The organism is Pseudomonas sp. PDM30 (genome assembly GCF_019218985.1).
Classification (GTDB): Bacteria; Pseudomonadota; Gammaproteobacteria; order Pseudomonadales; family Pseudomonadaceae; genus Aquipseudomonas; species Aquipseudomonas jessenii.
The window spans coordinates 32,874-52,438 of the sequence record NZ_JAHUWM010000011.1 but is presented as its reverse complement, the minus strand read 5'-3'; the positions used below and the strand labels follow the sequence as shown (position 1 = coordinate 52,438).

17 protein-coding genes are annotated in these 19,565 nt (G+C 60.8%); 11 read left to right on the top strand and 6 right to left on the bottom strand.

Annotation, left to right across the window (positions count from 1 at the left end):
• The first annotated feature begins 86 nt into the window (after positions 1–86).
• Together KW840_RS23200 and KW840_RS23195 are read left to right on the top strand one after the other, a co-directional pair.
• Positions 87–1,805 (top strand): C13 family peptidase, encoded by a 1,719-nt coding sequence (locus KW840_RS23200; RefSeq protein ID WP_218497954.1) that lies wholly within the window; start codon positions 87–89, stop codon positions 1,803–1,805.
• A 27-nt stretch (positions 1,806–1,832) separates the two neighbouring features.
• The gene (locus KW840_RS23195) at positions 1,833–2,474 is read left to right on the top strand and encodes an oxidoreductase (RefSeq protein WP_057713149.1); all 642 of its coding nucleotides are present in this window, start codon (positions 1,833–1,835) and stop codon (positions 2,472–2,474) included.
• A 170-nt stretch (positions 2,475–2,644) separates the two neighbouring features.
• Here KW840_RS23195 and KW840_RS23190 read toward each other — a convergent pair whose 3' ends face one another.
• The 4 genes from KW840_RS23190 to KW840_RS23175 form a co-directional block, all read right to left on the bottom strand.
• Positions 2,645–2,929 carry a YceK/YidQ family lipoprotein gene (locus KW840_RS23190; protein ID WP_218497953.1) on the bottom strand — a complete coding sequence of 95 codons (285 nt, stop codon included), beginning with the start codon at positions 2,927–2,929 and terminating at the stop codon, positions 2,645–2,647.
• Positions 2,922–3,554, bottom strand: a complete 633-nt coding sequence (gene ubiX / locus KW840_RS23185) for a flavin prenyltransferase UbiX (RefSeq protein ID WP_057713147.1) — start codon at positions 3,552–3,554, stop codon at positions 2,922–2,924. Before ubiX ends, KW840_RS23190 begins: the two co-directional genes overlap by 8 nt.
• Positions 3,551–4,900 carry a UDP-N-acetylmuramate:L-alanyl-gamma-D-glutamyl-meso-diaminopimelate ligase gene (gene mpl, locus KW840_RS23180; RefSeq protein ID WP_090451605.1) on the bottom strand — a complete coding sequence of 450 codons (1,350 nt, stop codon included), beginning with the start codon at positions 4,898–4,900 and terminating at the stop codon, positions 3,551–3,553. The genes ubiX and mpl overlap by 4 nt, the downstream gene beginning before the upstream one ends.
• A gap of 157 nt (positions 4,901–5,057) precedes the next feature.
• Positions 5,058–6,971, bottom strand: coding sequence for a sigma-54-dependent Fis family transcriptional regulator (locus tag KW840_RS23175; RefSeq protein ID WP_090451607.1), 1,914 nt, complete (start codon positions 6,969–6,971; stop codon positions 5,058–5,060).
• Between the two features lie 299 nt (positions 6,972–7,270).
• Here KW840_RS23175 and KW840_RS23170 point away from each other — a divergent pair, with 299 nt between their 5' ends.
• The 9 genes from KW840_RS23170 (at position 7,271) to KW840_RS23130 (ending at position 16,793) form a co-directional block, all read left to right on the top strand.
• A complete protein-coding gene (locus KW840_RS23170) occupies positions 7,271–8,791 on the top strand; it encodes an aldehyde dehydrogenase family protein (RefSeq protein WP_034148108.1) in 1,521 nt (506 codons plus the stop codon).
• A gap of 271 nt (positions 8,792–9,062) precedes the next feature.
• Complete coding sequence (gene eat / locus KW840_RS23165) at positions 9,063–10,436, top strand: ethanolamine permease (protein WP_057713144.1); 1,374 nt, start codon at positions 9,063–9,065, stop codon at positions 10,434–10,436.
• A gap of 192 nt (positions 10,437–10,628) precedes the next feature.
• The gene (locus KW840_RS23160; protein WP_218497952.1) at positions 10,629–12,023 is read left to right on the top strand and encodes an ethanolamine ammonia-lyase subunit EutB; all 1,395 of its coding nucleotides are present in this window, start codon (positions 10,629–10,631) and stop codon (positions 12,021–12,023) included.
• Between the two features lie 8 nt (positions 12,024–12,031).
• Complete coding sequence (gene eutC, locus KW840_RS23155; protein WP_218497951.1) at positions 12,032–12,856, top strand: ethanolamine ammonia-lyase subunit EutC; 825 nt, start codon at positions 12,032–12,034, stop codon at positions 12,854–12,856.
• A 114-nt stretch (positions 12,857–12,970) separates the two neighbouring features.
• Entirely contained in the window at positions 12,971–13,432 is a 462-nt protein-coding gene (locus KW840_RS23150; protein ID WP_007990572.1) for an N-acetyltransferase, read from the top strand.
• A 270-nt stretch (positions 13,433–13,702) separates the two neighbouring features.
• Positions 13,703–14,359, top strand: a complete 657-nt coding sequence (locus tag KW840_RS23145; RefSeq protein WP_057713142.1) for a DedA family protein — start codon at positions 13,703–13,705, stop codon at positions 14,357–14,359.
• A gap of 4 nt (positions 14,360–14,363) precedes the next feature.
• On the top strand, positions 14,364–15,176 hold the full coding sequence (locus KW840_RS23140) for a zinc-dependent peptidase (protein WP_090451613.1): 813 nt from the start codon (positions 14,364–14,366) through the stop codon (positions 15,174–15,176).
• A 113-nt stretch (positions 15,177–15,289) separates the two neighbouring features.
• Positions 15,290–15,817 carry an inorganic diphosphatase gene (gene ppa / locus KW840_RS23135; protein WP_007990564.1) on the top strand — a complete coding sequence of 176 codons (528 nt, stop codon included), beginning with the start codon at positions 15,290–15,292 and terminating at the stop codon, positions 15,815–15,817.
• A gap of 229 nt (positions 15,818–16,046) precedes the next feature.
• The gene (locus KW840_RS23130; protein WP_218497950.1) at positions 16,047–16,793 is read left to right on the top strand and encodes a S24 family peptidase; all 747 of its coding nucleotides are present in this window, start codon (positions 16,047–16,049) and stop codon (positions 16,791–16,793) included.
• Positions 16,794–17,129: 336 nt separating this feature from the next.
• On the opposite strand, the gene KW840_RS23125 is transcribed toward KW840_RS23130, so the two are convergent.
• Together KW840_RS23125 and KW840_RS23120 are read right to left on the bottom strand one after the other, a co-directional pair.
• The gene (locus KW840_RS23125; protein WP_218497949.1) at positions 17,130–17,942 is read right to left on the bottom strand and encodes a YfaP family protein; all 813 of its coding nucleotides are present in this window, start codon (positions 17,940–17,942) and stop codon (positions 17,130–17,132) included.
• 3 nt (positions 17,943–17,945) lie between these two features.
• The gene (locus KW840_RS23120) at positions 17,946–19,565 is read right to left on the bottom strand and encodes a DUF2300 domain-containing protein (protein WP_218497948.1); all 1,620 of its coding nucleotides are present in this window, start codon (positions 19,563–19,565) and stop codon (positions 17,946–17,948) included.

Genomic DNA, 19,565 nt, shown 5'->3' with positions numbered 1-19,565 from the left:
GTTTCGCGCCCTCACGCGGAACCTCACCCTATATTAAGGACACATAGCTGCGGCATACTCCCTCGCCTAATTGCCCGGAATCCGCTATGCGCCCACTTGCACTCCTTGCCTTGACCTTGATGCTCACCGCTTGCGGCGACGGCGAATCGCCATTTCCTCCTGACGCCCGCCTGCCGGACGGCGGACGTTATCGCGGTGACCTGGTCAATGGCTTGCTGCAAGGCAAGGGGCGTATCGACTACCCGAACGGCAGCTGGTACGCCGGCGAATTCGACAAGGGCCAGTGGCAGGGCCAGGGCGAATGGCATGGCAGCAATGGCGAAGTCTATCGCGGTCAGTTCAACCAGGGACTGTTCGACGGCCAGGGGGCATTGACCACCAACGCCAGCAGCTACAGCGGCGGCTTCAAGGCCGGCCGGCGCAACGGCGAAGGTACCCTCAAAGAAAACGGCATGAGCTATCGTGGAGAGTTCAAGGCCGATCAATACGCCGGCCTGGGTCGCCTCGAACTCGAAGACGGCAGCTCCTATCAGGGCCAGTTCGCCCACGGCAAACCCAATGGCGAAGGCCAGCGCGGCGACGGCAACGGCAATCAGTTCACCGGGCACTTCGTCGACGGTCAGCTGGAAGGCAACGGGACTTTCAACAGCGCCGACGGCGACATCTATGTCGGCAGCTTCAAGAACAATCAACTGCACGGCAAGGGCCGCTACGAAAACGCCGACGGCGATGTCTGGCTGGGACAGTTCAAGGAAGGCTCGCTGAACGGCAAGGGCGAGTTGATCGGCACTGACGGCAGCCACTACATCGGTCAGTTCAATGACTGGCGTTTTTCCGGCCAGGGCCGCCTGAACCTGTCCGACGGCAGCTTTTACACCGGCCAGTTCGACAACGACAGTTACCAAGGGCGCGGCACATTGGTGTTGACCGATGGCACCGTGCTCAGCGGCACCTGGATCAACGGCCAGCGCGTACGCGACACCGAAGGCAAATTATTGCCCGACACCCTGGAACTCGGCCTGCTGGCCCAGGGCCGCCTGCTCGACGCAGCGCTGGCCAACGTTCCACACTCGACGCCGGCGGTGGAGCTGTATTCGTTGACCCTGGGGGGTGATGGCAAGCAAAGCGTGTTTCTGCGCGAATCCGACTACGTCGCCAACATGCTCACCACTCGTTTTCGCACCCTTGGCCAGATCCGCCTGGTGAACCATCGTGACCACCTCGCCGACCGCCCGATGGCTACCCGGGAAAACCTGCGCCGGGCTGCCCTGACGCTGGCCGAACGCAGCGGTCCGGAAGACCTGATTTTCATCTACCTGACCAGCCACGGCACCAACGAACACGAACTGGTGCTTGACCAGCCACGCATGGAATTGGCCGATCTGCCAGCCGACGAATTGGCCGCTGTTCTCGCCCCCCTGAAAAACCGCGACAAGATCATCGTGATTTCGTCCTGCTACTCCGGCGGTTTCATTCCCGCCCTCAAGGATGAGCGGACCCTGATCATGACGGCCTCGCGGGCCGACCGAGTGTCCTTCGGTTGCTCGGAGGAAGCCAACTTCACTTATTTCGGAGATGCCCTGTTCGCCCAGGCCCTGAACCAGACCGATGACCTGGAACAAGCCTTCAAACTGGCCAAGGCCAACGTCGCCGAACGTGAGCTGGCGGACGGTTTCGAAGCGTCCGAACCACAGATCTGGGCACCGAAAACCGTCCTCTCGCATTGGCAACTCCTGCGCAAACAGCAGGCACGAAAAGCACTGCAAAGTGCGTCCATCGAAAGCAAGGATGCAAACAGCAACTAAGCTGAATAGTATCAAGGGAGAAACACTATGTACTTGACGCCTCAGCACGTATTGCTTGCCGGAGCCACCGGCCTGACCGGTGAACATCTGCTTGATCGCCTGCTTAACGAGCCGACGATTACACGGGTATTGGCCCCCTCACGCAGGCCATTGGCCGAGCACCCGCACCTTGAAAACCCCGTCGGCGACCCGGCGGAGTTTCTGCCGCAGCTGAACGGCCGTGTCGACATCGCCTACTGTTGCCTGGGCACCACCATCAAACAGGCAGGCTCGGAACAGGCGTTCCGCGCGGTGGACCTGGACATGGTCGTGGCCTTTGCCAAACGCGCACGGGAGATGGGCGCACGGCACCTGATCGTGATCAGTGCTCTGGGAGCCGATCGCAGATCCTCGATTCTCTACAACCGGGTCAAAGGCGAGATGGAGTACGCACTGCGTGCGCAGGACTGGCCGCAGCTGACCATCTGCCGCCCTTCGCTGTTGCTGGGTGATCGCACCGAGCCGCGACTGGGCGAGAAAGTCGCCGGCCCGTTATCTCGGCTGATCCCTGGTAAATACCATGGTATCGAAGCCTGCCAACTGGCTCGCGCGATGTGGCGCCTGGCACTGGAAGAGCAGGACGGGATCAGAATTGTCGAGTCGGATGAGCTGAGGAAGTTGGGCAAGTAAAGCGCGAACCTGTGGCGATGGGGCTTGTCGGAACGCCGCACCGCCCCGTTCGGCTGCGTAGCAGTCGTAAATATGGAACTTGCGATGTATCAGAAAAATGGAGATGGCCGGTTTTGGGGCTGCTTCGCAGCCCAACGGGGGCAAGCCCCCTCGCCACAAAAGCGCTATACCTACAATCCACCCGTCGCCTGAAAACTCACCCCTATCACCGTCAGCAACGACAGTGGCAACAGCAGCGTGTCGAGCAACGCACTGGCCGGCAGATCAACACCCGGATAGGTCGGTGCTTCGGCGCCGAATCGGTCCATCGCACAGCACCCACCGTTCATTGCGTACAAATCCAGGCGAGTCCCGGCGTACACCACCGGCGCCCCCGGCTTGGCCGCATCGAGGGTGCGCGCCGTGGCGCACCCGGCCAATTGCAGCGCCAGCAACATCACCAGTAGCTTATTCATCGCTGGTCAGATGATGCTCGCCCCAGCGCGGCAACATGTCCTGAGGAATATTGAGCACGTTAAGGATCCGCGCCACGACAAAGTCGATCAGGTCATCGATGGTTTGCGGTTGATGATAGAAGCCCGGCGATGCCGGCAGAATCGTCACGCCCATGTTCGACAACTTGAGCATGTTCTCCAGATGGATGCTCGAATACGGTGCTTCACGGGGTACCAGGATCAACTGCCGACGTTCTTTAAGCGTCACGTCGGCGGCACGCTCGATCAGGTTGTTGCAGGCACCGGTGGCAATAGCCGACAGAGTGCCGGTGGAACACGGCACCACCACCATCGCCGCCGGCGAACCGGAGCCCGAAGCCACCGGCGACATCCAGTCTTCCTTGCCATACACGCGAATCTGCCCGGCGGCAGCCCCCGTGTATTCGGTGAGGAACGCCTGCATCATCTGCGGCTTGGCCGGCAGCGTGACGTCGGTTTCGGTGGCCATCACCAATTGCGCTGCCTTGGAAATCAGGAAGTGCACTTCACGATCTTCCCGCACCAGGCAGTCGAGCAGGCGCAAACCGTACTGAGCACCGGAAGCGCCGGTCATCGCCAGGGTGATGCGGTCCGGGCCGTTGTTCATTTTAGCGCCTCGGCGAGTTTGCCGTGCAGGCCGCCGAAGCCGCCGTTGCTCATGATCACCACGTGAGTGCCTGGTTGCGCCTGACTCTTCACGCGTTCGATGATGCCTTCCAGGGAGTCGCTGACAATCGACGGCACGGTGCACAGCGCCGCCGTGGCCGCCAGGTCCCAACCGAGGTTGGCCGGGGCGTACCAGATCACCTGATCGGCATCGACCACGCTTTCCGGCAATCCGTCGCGGTGCGCGCCAAGCTTCATGGAGTTGGAACGCGGCTCGATGATCGCGATCAACGGCGCATCGCCGATGCGTTTGCGCAGGCCATCCAGCGTGGTGGCAATGGCGGTCGGGTGGTGAGCGAAGTCGTCATAAATGGTGACGCCACCCACTTCCGCAACTTTTTCCATCCGGCGCTTCACGCTTTTGAAGGCGCTCAACGCGGCGATGCCCATGGACGGCACGACGCCGACGTGGCGCGCCGCAGCCAGGGTAGCCAGTGCGTTGGCGACGTTGTGCTGACCGGTCATGTCCCACTCGACCACGCCTTGGGAAACACCTTCAAACATCACTTCGAAGGCCGAGCCGTCTTCGCTGAGCAACTTGACCTGCCACTGGCCGCCGGCACCCGTGGTCTGCACCGGAGTCCAGCAGCCCATCTCGATGACACGCTGCAGCGCCGGCTCGGTGGTCGGATGAATCACCAGGCCTTCGCTCGGAATGGTCCGCACCAAGTGATGGAACTGCCGCTCGATGGCCGGCAGGTCCGGGAAGATATCCGCGTGATCGAATTCGAGATTGTTCAGGATTGCCGTGCGCGGGCGGTAGTGCACGAACTTGGAGCGCTTGTCGAAAAAGGCGCTGTCATATTCGTCGGCTTCGATGACGAAGAACGGCGTGCCACCCAGGCGCGCCGACACCGAGAAATTCTGCGGCACGCCACCGATCAGGAAGCCCGGACTCATGCCCGCGTGTTCCAGCACCCAGGCCAACATGCTGCTGGTGGTGGTCTTGCCGTGCGTACCGGCAACCGCCAGTACCCAGCGACCTTGCAGCACGTGATCGGCCAGCCATTGTGGGCCGGAGACGTAGGGCAGGCCTTTGTTCAGCACGTACTCCACAGCCGGGTTGCCCCGGGACATGGCGTTGCCGATCACCACCAGATCAGGGGCCGGATCGAGTTGCGCCGGGTCGTAGCCTTGGGTCAATTCAATGCCCTGGGCTTCCAGCTGAGTGCTCATCGGCGGATAGACGTTGGCATCGGAGCCCGTCACGTGATGGCCCAGCTCTTTGGCCAGAACCGCCATTGACCCCATGAAAGTGCCGCAGATACCAAGAATATGAATGTGCATAGTCGACCTCGTAAAACTTGGTCGCAGGTTAGCTTAGGGAGGGGAAAATCGCACCTGATGTTTCAGAGTTGAGGGCGCCTTCGCGAGCAAGCCCTCTCCCACAGGGACCGCGTGTACCCTGTGGGAGCGGGCTTGCTCGCGAATGGTGCGACGCGGTTTACCGGGCGATACCGTGCTTGCGCAGCTTCCGATAGAGGGTATTGCGACTGACCCCCAGCTGCTCCGCTGTATGCGTCATATGCCAGCGCGTCTGCTCCAGCGCCGTGAGTAGCGCCAGCCGCTCGGCATCTTCCAGCGGATGCTCCGAAGCTTCTTCAATCGTCGACACTACCGGCCGCGCCTGGCGAATCATCGCCGGCAAATCCTCCAGGCCGATCCGCCCGTCCTCACACAGTGCTGCCAACGTACGCAGCACATTACGCAACTGCCGCACGTTACCCGGCCAAGCGAACCCCAATAAGGCCTCCCGCGCCGGCCCGTCGATCAATACGGTTTCTCCGCCCGCCTCCTCGGCCAGCAAAAAATCGAGCAACCGGGATTTGTCGCTACGATCACGCAAGGCCGGCAACGCGACTTCCAGCCCGTTGAGCCGGTAATACAAATCCTCACGGAAGCTGCCGTCCTGCACACGATCCAACAACTTACGGTGAGTGGCACTGATGATCCGCACATTCACCGATTCCGGCTCGCCGCCGATCGGTACCACTTGTCGGTCTTCGAGCACCCTCAGCAAACGCGTCTGCAAGGCCAGTGGCATGTCACCGATTTCATCGAGGAACAAGGTCCCGCCATCGGCCTGTTGCAACTTGCCGCGCATACCCTCCTTGCGTGCACCGGTAAAGCTGCCGCCGCGATATCCGAACAGCTCGCTTTCGATCAGGCTTTCGGGAATGGCCGCGCAATTGAGGGCGACAAAGGCTTTCTCCGCCCGCTGGCTGGCGTGGTGCACCGCTTTGGCAAAGGCCTCCTTGCCTGACCCGGTTTCGCCGTTGATCAGCAGCGGTACGTCGCGCTCGTAGACGCGCAAGGCTTTGCGGAAGTCCGCCTGCAACGTCGCGTCATCCAGGCAAATGCCCGACAGGCGCGGTGCTTGTGCGACCTTGGCCGCTGGCACCAACGGAGTTGGCAGCGGCCGCCGTGCCTCACCGCGCAATACCGCAAACAGCTTGCGACCATCACGGGTGCGCAACGGCCAACTGGCGGCGGCATTGGTGCTTGCGCGACCGAGCAACTCATCGAGCGAGCAATCGAAAAACGCCTCCACCGGCTTACCCAGCAAGCCGCCGCGAATATGTCCCAGCAGGTTCAGCGCACTCTGGTTGACCGCGCAAATGCGCCCTTCCCCGTCGAACGCCAGCAGCCCTTCGCTGAACAAACCGACGGACTCGGCTTGCAAGTGAAAACGCAACAACCATTGGTTGTCGAAGCAGCGCAGGAAGTAGCAGCTCTCGATCATCTTCGCCGACAGGTTGACCAGTGCCATGGTGTGGAACTGGCTTTGCCGCGACACATCGCGCCGCGCCGACGACACGTCGAGCACCGCCAGCAATTCGCCATGGGGATCGAAGACCGGGCTCGCCGAACAGGTCAGGCCGGTGTGGCGGCCGCGAAAGTGTTCGTCCTGATGGATGGTCAGCGACTGACGCTCCACCAGACAGGTGCCGATACCGTTAGTGCCTTCGCAGGCCTCGCTCCAGTCGGCCCCGAGCCAAAGGCCGGCGCGCTCGAAGATCTGGCGTTCGGCGGGCGCGGTGACGCAGTTGAGGATCACGCCGCGGGCGTCGGTCAGCAGCACTGCATGACCGGCGCCGGAGAGCTGTTGATGCAGGCTGGTCATTTCATTGCCGGCGATGTGCAGCACTTGCTGCAAGCGCTCGCGGCTTTCCAGGACACGGCCATGTTCCAGCACCGTCGGCGCGATGCTCAGGGCCGGATCGAGGTGATAGTCCTCAAGGCAGCGCAGCCAGGAACGGGCGATGGACGGATCGCTACCCGGACCGTGCAGGTGGGTCTTGCCCTGGGTCACCGTCAATACTTGCTGGGCATGGCGACTCAAATGGTTGTCGTGCATTTCTTATTATTCTCCCCGGGGCTCGGCGACCCGTGCATGAGGTGATGCCGAGCATCCTCCAGCCCGGCCCGCATTGCAATGCCTGCAAGACCGGTTGGTCACAAGCTGTGCCACAAAGGGTACAAAGTGTCACCCAGGCTGTACCGAAAGCGTCACAGGCGCTACCCGCCCGTCCGACAAAAACCTCGCAAGGCCTTGATTTACCTGACATGCAAGGCACTGGCCCGCCCCTTGCTCTACGCTTAAAGCAAGCGCACATGCGCGACTCCCTATAAGCACAAAAGCAAGGAGAGACCACCATGCGTTACGCTCACCCCGGTACTGAAGGCGCTATCGTTTCGTTCAAAGCCAAATACGGTAACTACATCGGCGGCGAGTTCGTCGCGCCTGTCAAAGGTCAGTACTTCACCAATACCTCGCCAGTGAATGGCCAACCGATTGCCGAATTCCCCCGCTCCACGGCCGAAGACATCGACAAGGCCCTGGACGCTGCCCACGCGGCGGCCGATGCCTGGGGCGCCACGTCCGCCCAGGCACGCTCGCTGGTGCTGCTGAAAATCGCCGACCGCATCGAACAGAACCTCGAACTGCTGGCGATCACCGAATCCTGGGACAACGGCAAAGCCGTTCGCGAAACCCTCAACGCCGACATCCCTCTGGCCGCCGACCACTTCCGCTACTTCGCCGGTTGCATCCGTGCCCAGGAAGGCAGCGCCGCCGAAATCGACGGCAACACCGTGGCCTATCACATCCATGAACCGCTGGGCGTGGTCGGGCAGATCATTCCGTGGAACTTCCCGATCCTGATGGCCGCCTGGAAACTCGCCCCGGCCCTCGCCGCCGGCAACTGCGTGGTGCTCAAACCCGCCGAGCAAACCCCGCTGGGCATCACCGTGCTGGTCGAACTGATCGGCGACCTGCTGCCACCGGGCGTGCTGAACATCGTGCAAGGCTTCGGCAAAGAAGCCGGCGAAGCCCTGGCCACCAGCAAACGCATCGCCAAGATTGCCTTCACCGGCTCGACCCCGGTCGGCTCGCACATCATGAAATGCGCGGCCGAAAACATCATTCCGTCCACCGTGGAGCTGGGTGGCAAGTCGCCGAACATCTTCTTCGAAGACATCATGAAAGCCGAACCATCCTTCATCGAGAAGGCCGCCGAAGGCCTGGTGCTGGCATTCTTCAACCAGGGCGAAGTCTGCACCTGCCCTTCCCGGGCGCTGGTGCAAGAGTCGATCTACGACGAGTTCATGGCCGTCGTGATGAAAAAAGTCCTGCAAATCAAACGTGGCGACCCGCTGGACACCGACACCATGGTCGGCGCCCAGGCGTCCGAACAGCAATTCGACAAAATCCTTTCGTACCTGGAAATCGCCAAGGGCGAAGGCGCCGAGCTGCTGACCGGCGGCAAGGTCGAAAAACTCGAGGGCAACCTGGCGAGCGGGTATTACATCCAGCCGACGCTGCTCAAGGGCACCAACAAAATGCGCGTGTTCCAGGAAGAAATCTTCGGTCCGGTGGTGAGCATCACCACCTTCAAGGACGAAGCCGAAGCCCTGGCCATCGCCAACGACACCGAGTTCGGCCTGGGCGCCGGCCTCTGGACCCGCGACATCAACCGCGCCTACCGCATGGGCCGCGCCATCAAGGCCGGTCGGGTGTGGACCAACTGCTACCACCTGTACCCGGCGCACGCCGCGTTCGGCGGGTACAAGAAGTCCGGCGTCGGTCGTGAAACCCACAAGATGATGCTCGACCACTATCAGCAGACCAAAAACCTGCTGGTGAGCTACGACATCAATCCGCTGGGCTTCTTCTAAAACCGGGGGCGACACAGTTAACTCTGTGTCGCCCTTTCTACCGCCTTCGCGAGCAAGCCCGCTCCCACAGGTTTTTGTGGTGAATCCAGCTGTTGAGACCTGACACAGAACCCTGTGGGAGCGAGCTTGCTCGCGCTAGCGACTTAAATGACACAACACAAAAGGCTGGCCGCTCTGGCACGGGCCTTGCGTACCCGTCATTCAGGAATTGCACCCAACCCGTCGCACCCGAAAGTCCAAAAGATCGAACAATAAAAATTAGAGAGGACTTATGACTATTTCTTCCACACAGCTCAAACCCACACTCGGCACCCTGCATTTATGGGGCATTGCCGTCGGCCTGGTGATTTCCGGCGAGTACTTCGGCTGGAGTTACGGCTGGGGCACCGCAGGCACACTGGGTTTTCTCGTCACCGCGTTGATGGTGGCGACGATGTACACCTGCTTCATCTTCAGTTTTACCGAACTGACGACGGCGATTCCCCACGCTGGCGGACCGTTTGCCTACAGCCGCCGGGCCTTTGGTGAGAAAGGCGGGTTGATCGCCGGCATCGCCACCCTGATCGAATTCGTCTTTGCGCCACCGGCCATCGCCATGGCCATCGGTGCCTACCTCAATGTGCAATACCCGGAACTGGACCCGAAGATCGCCGCCGTTGGCGCCTATTTCGTGTTCATGGGCCTGAATATCCTAGGTGTCAGCATCGCGGCCACCTTCGAGTTGGTGGTCACCGTGCTGGCAGTCGCTGAGTTGCTTGTATTCATGGGCGTGGTCGCCCCGGGCTTCAGCTTCAGCAACTTCGTGCTCAATGGCTGGTCGGGTTCGAACGAGTTCACGATGGGCTCGATTCCCGGGATTTTTGCGGCGATCCCCTTTGCGATCTGGTTCTTCCTCGCCATCGAAGGCGCGGCCATGGCCGCCGAGGAAGCCAAGGACCCGAAACGCACGATCCCCAGAGCCTATGTCAGCGGCATTCTGACCTTGGTGTTCCTGGCCATCGGCGTGATGGTGATGGCCGGCGGCGTCGGCGACTGGCGTCAACTGTCGAACATCAACGATCCGCTGCCCCAGGCGATGAAAGCTGTGGTCGGCGATAATTCGACCTGGATGCACATGCTGGTATGGATCGGTCTGTTCGGTCTGGTGGCAAGTTTCCACGGGATCATTCTTGGCTATTCCCGGCAGTTCTTCGCCCTGGCTCGCGCCGGTTACCTGCCCAAGGGGCTGGCCAAACTCTCGCGCTTCCAGACGCCGCATCGGGCGATTCTGGCCGGCGGCGTGATCGGCATCGCGGCGATCTACAGCGACGGTCTGGTCAACCTGCAAGGCATGAGCCTGACGGCTGCGATGATCACCATGTCGGTATTCGGCGCCATCGTGATGTACATCATCAGTATGCTGAGCCTGTTCAAGCTGCGTAAGACCGAACCGAACCTGGAGCGCACCTTCCGCGCGCCGGGCTATCCGATCGTGCCGGGGATCGCGCTGTTTCTGGCGGTGGTGTGCCTGGTGGCGATGGCCTGGTTCAACACCTTGATCGGCCTGGTCTTCCTCGGCTTCATGGTTGCCGGGTACCTGTACTTCCAGTTGACTGCCAAGCAACGCTCCGAGGCACCGGCAGACGCTATGCTCGAAGGTATCTGAATGCACCGGCACCGGGATTTTTGCCGGTGCCTGCCTTATCAAAGTGCACAGAGGCTCCATGTGGGAGCGAGCTTGCTCGCGATAGCGGATATTCATTCGACACATGCGTTGGATTTGAAACCGTCATCGCGAGCAAGCTCGCTCCCACAGGGATTGACAGTGTTAGCTAGAGAACAGGAGGACTCCGCCCCCATGGCCGTATATGCCCATTCCGTCGGCGCCCAGACCTATCGCTTCGACAGCCTCAAGGATGTGATGGCCAAGGCCAGCCCAGCGCGCTCCGGGGATTTTCTGGCCGGTGTCGCGGCCCTCAATGACGGCGAGCGCGTCGCGGCACAGATGACTTTGGCCGATATTCCGCTATCCCACTTCCTGCAAGAAGTGTTGATTCCCTATGAGTCCGATGAAGTCACCCGCCTGATCATCGACACCCACGACAAACAAGCCTTCTCGGTCGTCAGCCACCTTACCGTCGGCGGCTTTCGCGACTGGCTGCTCAGCGATGCCGCCGACGAGCAGGTTCTGCGCGCCCTCGCCCCCGGCCTGACCCCGGAAATGGTTGCCGCCGTGTCGAAGATCATGCGCGTGCAGGATCTGGTGCTGGTGGCGCAGAAAATCCGTGTGGTCACGAAATTCCGCGGCACCCTGGGTCTGCGCGGTCGACTGTCCACGCGCCTGCAACCGAACCACCCCACCGACGAACCGGCCGGTATCGCCGCAAGCATTCTCGACGGCCTGCTGCACGGCAACGGCGATGCCATGATCGGCATCAACCCGGCCACCGACAGCATCGCCTCGATTTGCGCGATGCTGGAAATGCTCGACGCGATCATCCAGCGCTACGAAATCCCGACCCAGGCGTGCGTGCTGACCCATGTCACCACGTCGATCGAAGCGATCAATCGCGGCGTCCCGCTGGACCTGGTGTTCCAGTCGATCGCCGGCACCGAAGCGGCCAACGCCAGTTTCGGCATCAACCTCAATATATTGCAGGAAGGTTACGACGCAGGTTTGAGCCTCAATCGCGGCACGCTTGGCCAGAACCTGATGTACTTCGAAACCGGCCAGGGCAGTGCCCTGTCGGCCAACGCCCATCACGGCGTCGATCAGCAAACCTGCGAAACCCGCGCCTACGCCGTGGCGCGGCATTTCAAACCGTTTCTGGTGAACACCGTCGTCGGCTTCATCGGCCCGGAATACCTGTACAACGGCAAACAGATCATCCGCGCCGGCCTCGAAGACCACTTCTGCGGCAAATTGCTCGGTGTGCCCATGGGTTGCGACATCTGCTACACCAACCACGCCGAAGCCGACCAGGACGACATGGACACCCTGCTGACCCTGCTGGGCGTCGCCGGGATCAACTTCATCATGGGCATCCCCGGCTCCGACGACATCATGCTCAACTACCAGACCACTTCGTTCCACGATGCGCTTTACACCCGGCAGACCCTGGGGTTGAAGCCCGCACCGGAATTCGAACAGTGGCTGGCGAGAATGGGCATCTTCACTCAAGCCGATGGCAGGGTTCTCTTCGGCGACAGCCTGCCGCCAGCCTTCCGGCAGGCCTTGGCGCAACTGGGATGAGCATTGACATGGATAAATTACCCTTCGATCCACACAACCCTTGGCTGGAGCTACGACGCCTGACGCCGGCGCGAATTGCCCTGGGCCGCACCGGCACCAGCATTCCCACCCGCGCACAACTGGACTTCCAATACGCCCACGCTCAAGCGCGGGATGCGGTGCACTTGCCGTTTGACCATGCCTCCCTCAGCGCGCAGTTGGCCGAACGTGATCGCGAGTGCCTTTTGCTGCACAGTGCGGCGACGGATCGCAACACGTACCTGCAACGCCCCGACCTGGGGCGAAAACTCAGTGATGCCTCGGCGCAGGTCCTGCGTGATTACGCGGTGGCTCATCCGGGAGGCGTGGACCTGGTGATCGTGGTCGCCGACGGCCTGTCGGCATTGGCCGTTCATCGCCATACCCTGCCGTTTCTGGCGCGCTTCGAAGAGCAAATGACCGGCGACAGCTGGACTGTTGCGCCAGTCGTACTCGTAGAACAGGGCCGGGTGGCCGTCGCCGATGAGATCGGTGAGTTGCTTGGCGCAAAAATGACCGTGATCCTCATCGGCGAGCGCCCTGGCCTCAGCTCCCCGGACAGCCTGGGATTATATTTCACCTACAATCCCAAGGTCGGCCTTACCGATGCCTACCGTAATTGCATCTCCAATGTCCGGCTCGAAGGCCTGAGCTACGGCATGGCGGCACACCGATTGCTGTATTTGATGCGCGAAGCCTGCCGGCGGCAGTTGTCAGGGGTCAATCTGAAGGACGAAGCGCAGGTTCAGACACTGGACTCGGACACGGGAGGCGACATGAAAGGAAATTTCCTGCTCGGACCGCCGAATGCCTGAACCGCTTGCGCATTGCACATTCGTACCAGTTTCAGGCAGGATCGTTGCGCGGCCGCCAAGGGTTTCCCATCGCCGTCAGAGACGTAAGACAGCCACTTGAAGACGAGACCTACCATGCGGATTATTCAAGCGACCCTCGAACACCTGGACCTGCTGACCCCCTTGTTCGTCAAATATCGCGAGTTTTATGGTTCCCTGCCGTATCCGGACTCGTCTCGGGCGTTCCTCGAGAAACGCCTGCGTCGCAAGGAGTCGGTGATCTACCTGGCGCTGTCCGATGATGACAGCAACAAACTGATGGGTTTCTGCCAGCTGTACCCGAGCTTCTCCTCGCTTTCGCTCAAACGTGTATGGATCCTCAACGATATTTATGTCGCCGAAGACGCCCGCCGCCAGCTGGTGGCCGACAACCTGATCCGCACCGCAAAAAAAATGGCCAAGGAAACCAATGCCGTGCGCATGCGTGTTTCCACCAGCAGCAACAACGAAGTCGCGCAGAAAACCTACGAGTCCATCGGATTCAAGGAAGACACCGAATTCAAGAACTACGTGCTGCCGATCAGCGACGAACTCTGAATCACCTGCATACTGCTCGCGATGGCATCGACTGGATTACACTGGTCCAACGAAGTAACGGCATCGCGAGCAGGCTCGCTCCCGCCTGTTCGTTATCAAACATCAGCCCTGTCATGACATTCCCCGCTACAATCTCGACGCGATTTTCACCACTCGCCTCGTATAATCCCGATATTCCCGGCTTGTAAGAAAAACTACCCCTATCCGTAGTCTTACGCGAAGTCATCCGCACAGGTCTGCTGAGTCGGGCCGTCACCACAGGTGCTTTCCATGGATTTCAACCCGATCGACATTGTCCTGCATCTCGACGTCTACCTCGACATGCTTGTAACCAACTACGGGGCATGGATCTACGCCATTCTGTTCATGGTGATTTTCTGTGAAACCGGCCTTGTGGTCATGCCCTTCCTGCCGGGCGACTCCCTGCTGTTCATCGCTGGCGCCGTGGCGGCCGGTGGCGGCATGGATCCGGTACTGCTCGCCGGCCTGCTGATGCTGGCGGCGATCCTGGGCGACAGCACCAACTACATCATCGGACGAACGGCAGGTGAAAAGCTGTTCAGCAATCCGGACTCGAAGATCTTCCGTCGTGACTACCTGCAACAAACCCACGACTTCTACGACAAGCACGGCGGCAAAACCGTGACCCTGGCGCGCTTCCTGCCGATCATCCGTACTTTTGCACCGTTCGTCGCCGGCGTGGGGAGAATGCCTTATCCGCGTTTCTTTGCGTTCAGCGTGCTGGGCACCCTCCTATGGGTCGGCGGCCTGGTGACGCTCGGTTACTTCTTCGGCAACGTGCCGTTCATCAAGAAGAACCTGTCGCTACTGGTAGTCGGCATCATCCTGCTCTCGCTGGTGCCGATGATCATTGGCATGGTGCGTAACCGCCTTGCCGGTTCGAACTCCAAAGCCGAATCGCGCTGACACGATGTGGTCCCTGAGCGCCTGGCGTCGCCGGCGCACCCTGGCAAAGCACCCGATTGCCGACGACATGTGGCAACGGGTGCGCCATCACTTGAGTTTTCTCGATGGCATCAGCGCCGCCGAAGACCAATGGCTGCGCGAAGCCTGCGTGCTGTTCCTCGAAGACAAGCACCTGAGCGCCCTGCCCGGTGTCGAACTGCATCAGGAACAACGCTTGCTGCTCGCCGCCCAGGCGCAATTGCCGCTGCTGCACCTCGGCGACCTGAACTGGTATCAGGGCTTCCACGAAATCATCCTCTACCCAGACGACTTCCTCAGCCCCCAGCGCCATCGCGATGCCAGCGGTGTCGAGCACGAATGGGACGGTGAGCACAGCGGTGAAGCCTGGCAGCAAGGCCCGATCATCCTCGCCTGGCCCGGCGTAATGGCCAGCGGAGGCTGGGAAGGCTACAACCTGGTGATCCACGAACTGGCGCACAAGCTCGACATGCTCAACGGCGTCGCCAACGGCCTGCCACCGCTGCATGCCGACATGCGCGTCAGCGACTGGGCCAACGTCATGCAAGAGGCCTACGACGACCTCGACCGGCAACTGGAACGCAATCCCGATGCCGAAACCGCCATCGATCCGTATGCCGCCGAAAATCCTGCCGAGTTCTTCGCCGTCACCAGCGAATACTTCTTCAGCGCCCCGGATTTGCTGCACGAGGCTTATCCACAGGTGTACCAGCAGTTGAAGCTGTTCTATCGCCAGGATCCGCTGGCGAGGTTGAAGCAACTTCAGGCGCATGACCCTGTCTATCAGGCACACCAGTGAGCGCCATACGACTTCTGGTCCATGGCGTCGACACAGGAATATGCCTATAATCGCCGCCACTTTTTGGTCAATCCGGCCAAGTGTTTTTGGTCAACTAACGGGGGCAACGCCCAATGAGCTACAGCAAGATTCCGGCTGGCAAAGACCTGCCGAACGACATCTACGTCGCGATCGAGATCCCGGCCAACCACGCGCCGATCAAATACGAAATCGACAAAGACAGCGATTGCCTGTTCGTTGACCGTTTCATGGCCACCCCAATGTTCTACCCGGCCAACTACGGTTACATCCCGAACACCCTGGCTGACGACGGTGATCCCCTCGACGTGCTGGTCGTAACCCCTTACCCGGTTGCTCCAGGTTCGGTAATCCGCGCCCGTCCGGTCGGCATCCTGAACATGACCGACGACGGCGGCGGCGATGCCAAAGTCATCGCAGTCCCACACGACAAGCTGTCCCAGCTGTACGTCGACGTGAAGGAATACACCGACCTGCCAGCGCTGCTGATCCAGCAGATCGAGCACTTCTTCGCGAACTACAAAGATCTCGAAAAAGGCAAATGGGTGAAGATCGAAGGCTGGGCCGGCGCAGACGCCGCCCGCGAAGCGATCACCAAGTCGGTTGCTGCCTACAAAGGCTAAGCCCGGCTGCAGGCTTTTAGCTGCAAGCGGCAGGAAAAACCCCGGATGATCCGGGGTTTTTTGTGGGTGCCTGACAAACACACCAAACACTACGTTTAAACAGGCCTTCCCATGGTTTTTGCTTGTTTAAAATTCCCCAAGAGCGTCTTACATCCGGTCGTAAATTTCCCGCAAAATTTGAACGAGGCGTTTATTCAATCCCTTGTTAGCCGCCAGTAGACTCGCGTTCATGAAAAAGAACACTAGCGGCCCACGCTTCAAAGCGCTCCTCGAAGCAGCGAACATCACGACCACCGGATTTGCCGAATTCCTGGATACGGCTCCGCAAAATGTACATAACTGGTACACCCGCGGTGTGCCTGCCCATTGCATGGAAGAAGTCGCCAGAAAACTCTCCGTCAGCAGCGACTGGCTGAAAACCGGCGAAGGCTCGAAAGACGCCCAACACCTGCGCCTGCTCGGCGAGTCCGGCAACACCTTCGATGCCCAGACCATCCGCGGTGTCTACACGGTCATAGAGCCTGTCGACGTCGAACTGCCATTCCTCAAAGAAGCTGTCACCGCCCCGGGATCCAACAAAACCCATGTCATAGAAGATCCCGAGAAATCCATCCGCCTGCCCCGCAGCCATCTCGACTCCCTGGAAATCAACCACGCCGACGCCATCTGCACCCTGATGAGCGGCAATAGCATGGGTGAGAAAATTGAAGACGGTTCGACCCTGGCGATTGACCGTGGCCTGACCCAAATTGTCGATGGCGAGATCTACGCCATCGAACATGACGGCATGCTGCGCATCAAGTACCTGCACCGACTACCGGGCAACTCCCTGCGACTGCGCAGCCACAACCGCGCCGAATACCCGGATGAAATCTTCAGGGCCGCACAAATCGAAGAGCAGAACATCAGGGTGCTGGGCTGGGTGTTCTGGTGGTCGACCCTGAACAAACGACGGCCGACGGTGCCCTTTCTTTAAGCGCTCCGGAACGCCCATCGGCCACCCACCCGGGTGGCCAAAGGCTCTGCCCGGCACTTCCCGCTGGGAATTTCCGTCAAACCTGCGTATGCTGCGCCCCACATTTGTGCATCGACCCGCCCTGCGGCTCAGATGCACTGGCCTGGCAGATGACTTTCTCACCAGGTCCCACAGCCGGACGCAAGATCCGGGTGTACGTTTTGAAGGCTGGCGCGGTTTACCAAAAATGATCCAAGCCAGTCCCCGAGAAGCCGGCCACAAGCCGGCTTTTTAATGCCTGAAAAAAGTTAACTGCCCAGAACCTGCATTTGTCTCAGCAGCGCTGTCACTTCCCCCTCACGGATAGCTGAACGCCTTCACCAACGTCAACTCCCCTACCGCACGCATCGGCACCAGGAACGTCTCCATCTTCTCGCTCGGCGTGCCTTCCTCGGTAATCACCGTCACCTGGGCTGTGGTCAGCGCTTGCACCGCGTCCTCCTGCCCCTCTTCATCACTGCTGTAACCGCCGCCGAAGTAGTTCACATACACCAGATATTGCCCCTTGATCGGCGCAGGCATGGCGAAGATTTCCGGGCCGTAGCCGGTGGTGACGTCGACGTCGAGCGCTGCGCCGTTGGGGACGACGCGGTCGCCGTACCAGATGTGCGCGCCGTCGGGGGTGATCAGGTGCAGGTCGAGGTCCGTGCCGTCGCTGTCCCAGGACAGCAAAACGCGCAACTTGGCCGGGGTCGCGCCGCCGCTGCTGTTGAGAAATTGCGTGCGCTGACGTTGTTGGCCATCAGGGCTGCGAACCTCGACGCTGTTGCTGCCGTTGGGGAATGAGAACGGGCGATCGAAGCGCCCCGCCGGGTCGATTTTCAGCGGCATGCTGACCCCGTTGACGATCAGACGGCCGGGCTCTGTGGACTTGGCTGTAGCTTTGATCTGCCCGCTGATGCGAGCCGTGTTGGCCTGCCCTGTCGGGGTATTCACCGATGAGGCCGGGTAGTTGACAGTCTGCCGGAAGTTTTCCCCTTCGCCCTCAGGCGCGCCGGTACGCCAGCCGCCTGCGGGGGTGTCGAGTTTGACGCTGTCAGCCGCCATCACCGATGGCAACGCCACCAGCGAACAGAGCAACAGCAAGACCTGTGGATAACGGAGTTTCATGGTCTATTCCAGCAAGAGGTGGCGGGCGAGCCCTTCGATGTAGGTTTCATCCTGGCCATTGGGGTGTGCTTCGAAGGCCAGGTGCAGGTACTCGTGGGTCAGGTCGAGGCGGTCTTGCAGTGTCCGCGCGCCACGCACGTAGATACGCTGACGTTCGCGGTCGACATAGGGGCGGCCGAATGCCAGGCGGCATACGGCGAAGGTACTGACTTCGTTGTAGCCGGTTTCGCTTTCAAGTTTTTGGCGCCAGCCGCGCCGTTGTTTCTGCAGCCATTCTTGTGCGGCGGGCAACGCTTCGCAGGACGCGACCGGGTTGTCCCAGCGACTGAGACTGGCGCGTGGGTAGGCGTGCAGCAGGATGGCGTCGTAGCGCTGGCCGGCACGGGCCTGTTCGACGGCTTGCTGCCAGGACAGTTTGTCCGGGCCAGGCTGATCGGAATGGTAGGTGATGGTGCTGCCGGCCAGCACCAGGTCGCTGGTCCAGGCGGCGATGTCGCGAGACTCGGACGACGCCGGACGCGGTGCGACCCGCTGACGACTGCTGCTGTCGTCGATACTCAGGCAGTCACCGCTGCGCGTGGCGTTTTGCAGCAGGTAAGTGCGGATGGCCACGGCCAGGGCTTTGGCGGCTTCGACCGGTTCTGTACTGGCTTCGCGCTGGAGCACACGGGCAACGTACTCTTCGCGATTCAGACGAGCCACGAGCTTGTCGCTCAGCAGAAACAGTTCACCGTCGCTGTGGATATCCAGCGCATTACCGTTGGCGAATTCGACGCGGTAGTCACCCTGCAATGCCCCGGAAGTCACTGCGGTGCCCCCTGACAGCACGCGCCGAAGTGGATAGCGAGAGAACAGGTCGACCTCTACGCACTGCCCTGCATCCACAGGCCATGCAACAGGAATCACGGTAGACAGTGCCTGCGCGTAATCACGCAGTACCCGTTGACTGGTACCGCGCCCGCCGGCCCAGACCGGTGTACCGTCCGCCGTCCAACCGGCAAACCCACCCTGTCGCGATGTTGCATCCTGATCCGCCAGCCAGCTCCAGGTCTTCACCCGAAGACGGCTTCCGAGTTCGCCGACGACCTGGCCATCGGCGGCATTGAGCATCACATCGAGCAACACACGCCGGGCTTGATCCTGCGCCGGCAGCACGGCCAACATCTTCAACAGTTCCGCCACCGAAACCCGGGTAGCCGGTTGCAACGAAGGCAAATCCAGCAGCCATTGCGGCGCTTGCCGCGTCTGCCAATAGGCTCGCCAGTCGGCATCGCTGATGCCCAACCGCGCGGGTTCGAAATACAGACCGCATGACTTCACCAACGCCTGATCACGCTCGATCCTGCCGCCCGCCGTGCAGCAATAAACCTCTTCCTTCGACTGGACCCGGCACTCATAAGCCGGCTCACGCGCGCCGGTGTCCACCAGCCAGGCGTAGACGAACAACTTCCACACACTGCCCAGTGGCGACTGCAACGTCTGCGGCAACGGCTCGCGGGTGATCACCTGCGTTCGACTCAGCGACAACAAATCGCCCTTGAAGGCCAGGCGCAAAGGTTCGTCCTGCGCCGTTGCCAGCACAGGGATCAAACACAACAACCAACCAATCAGCCGCCTGTGCAC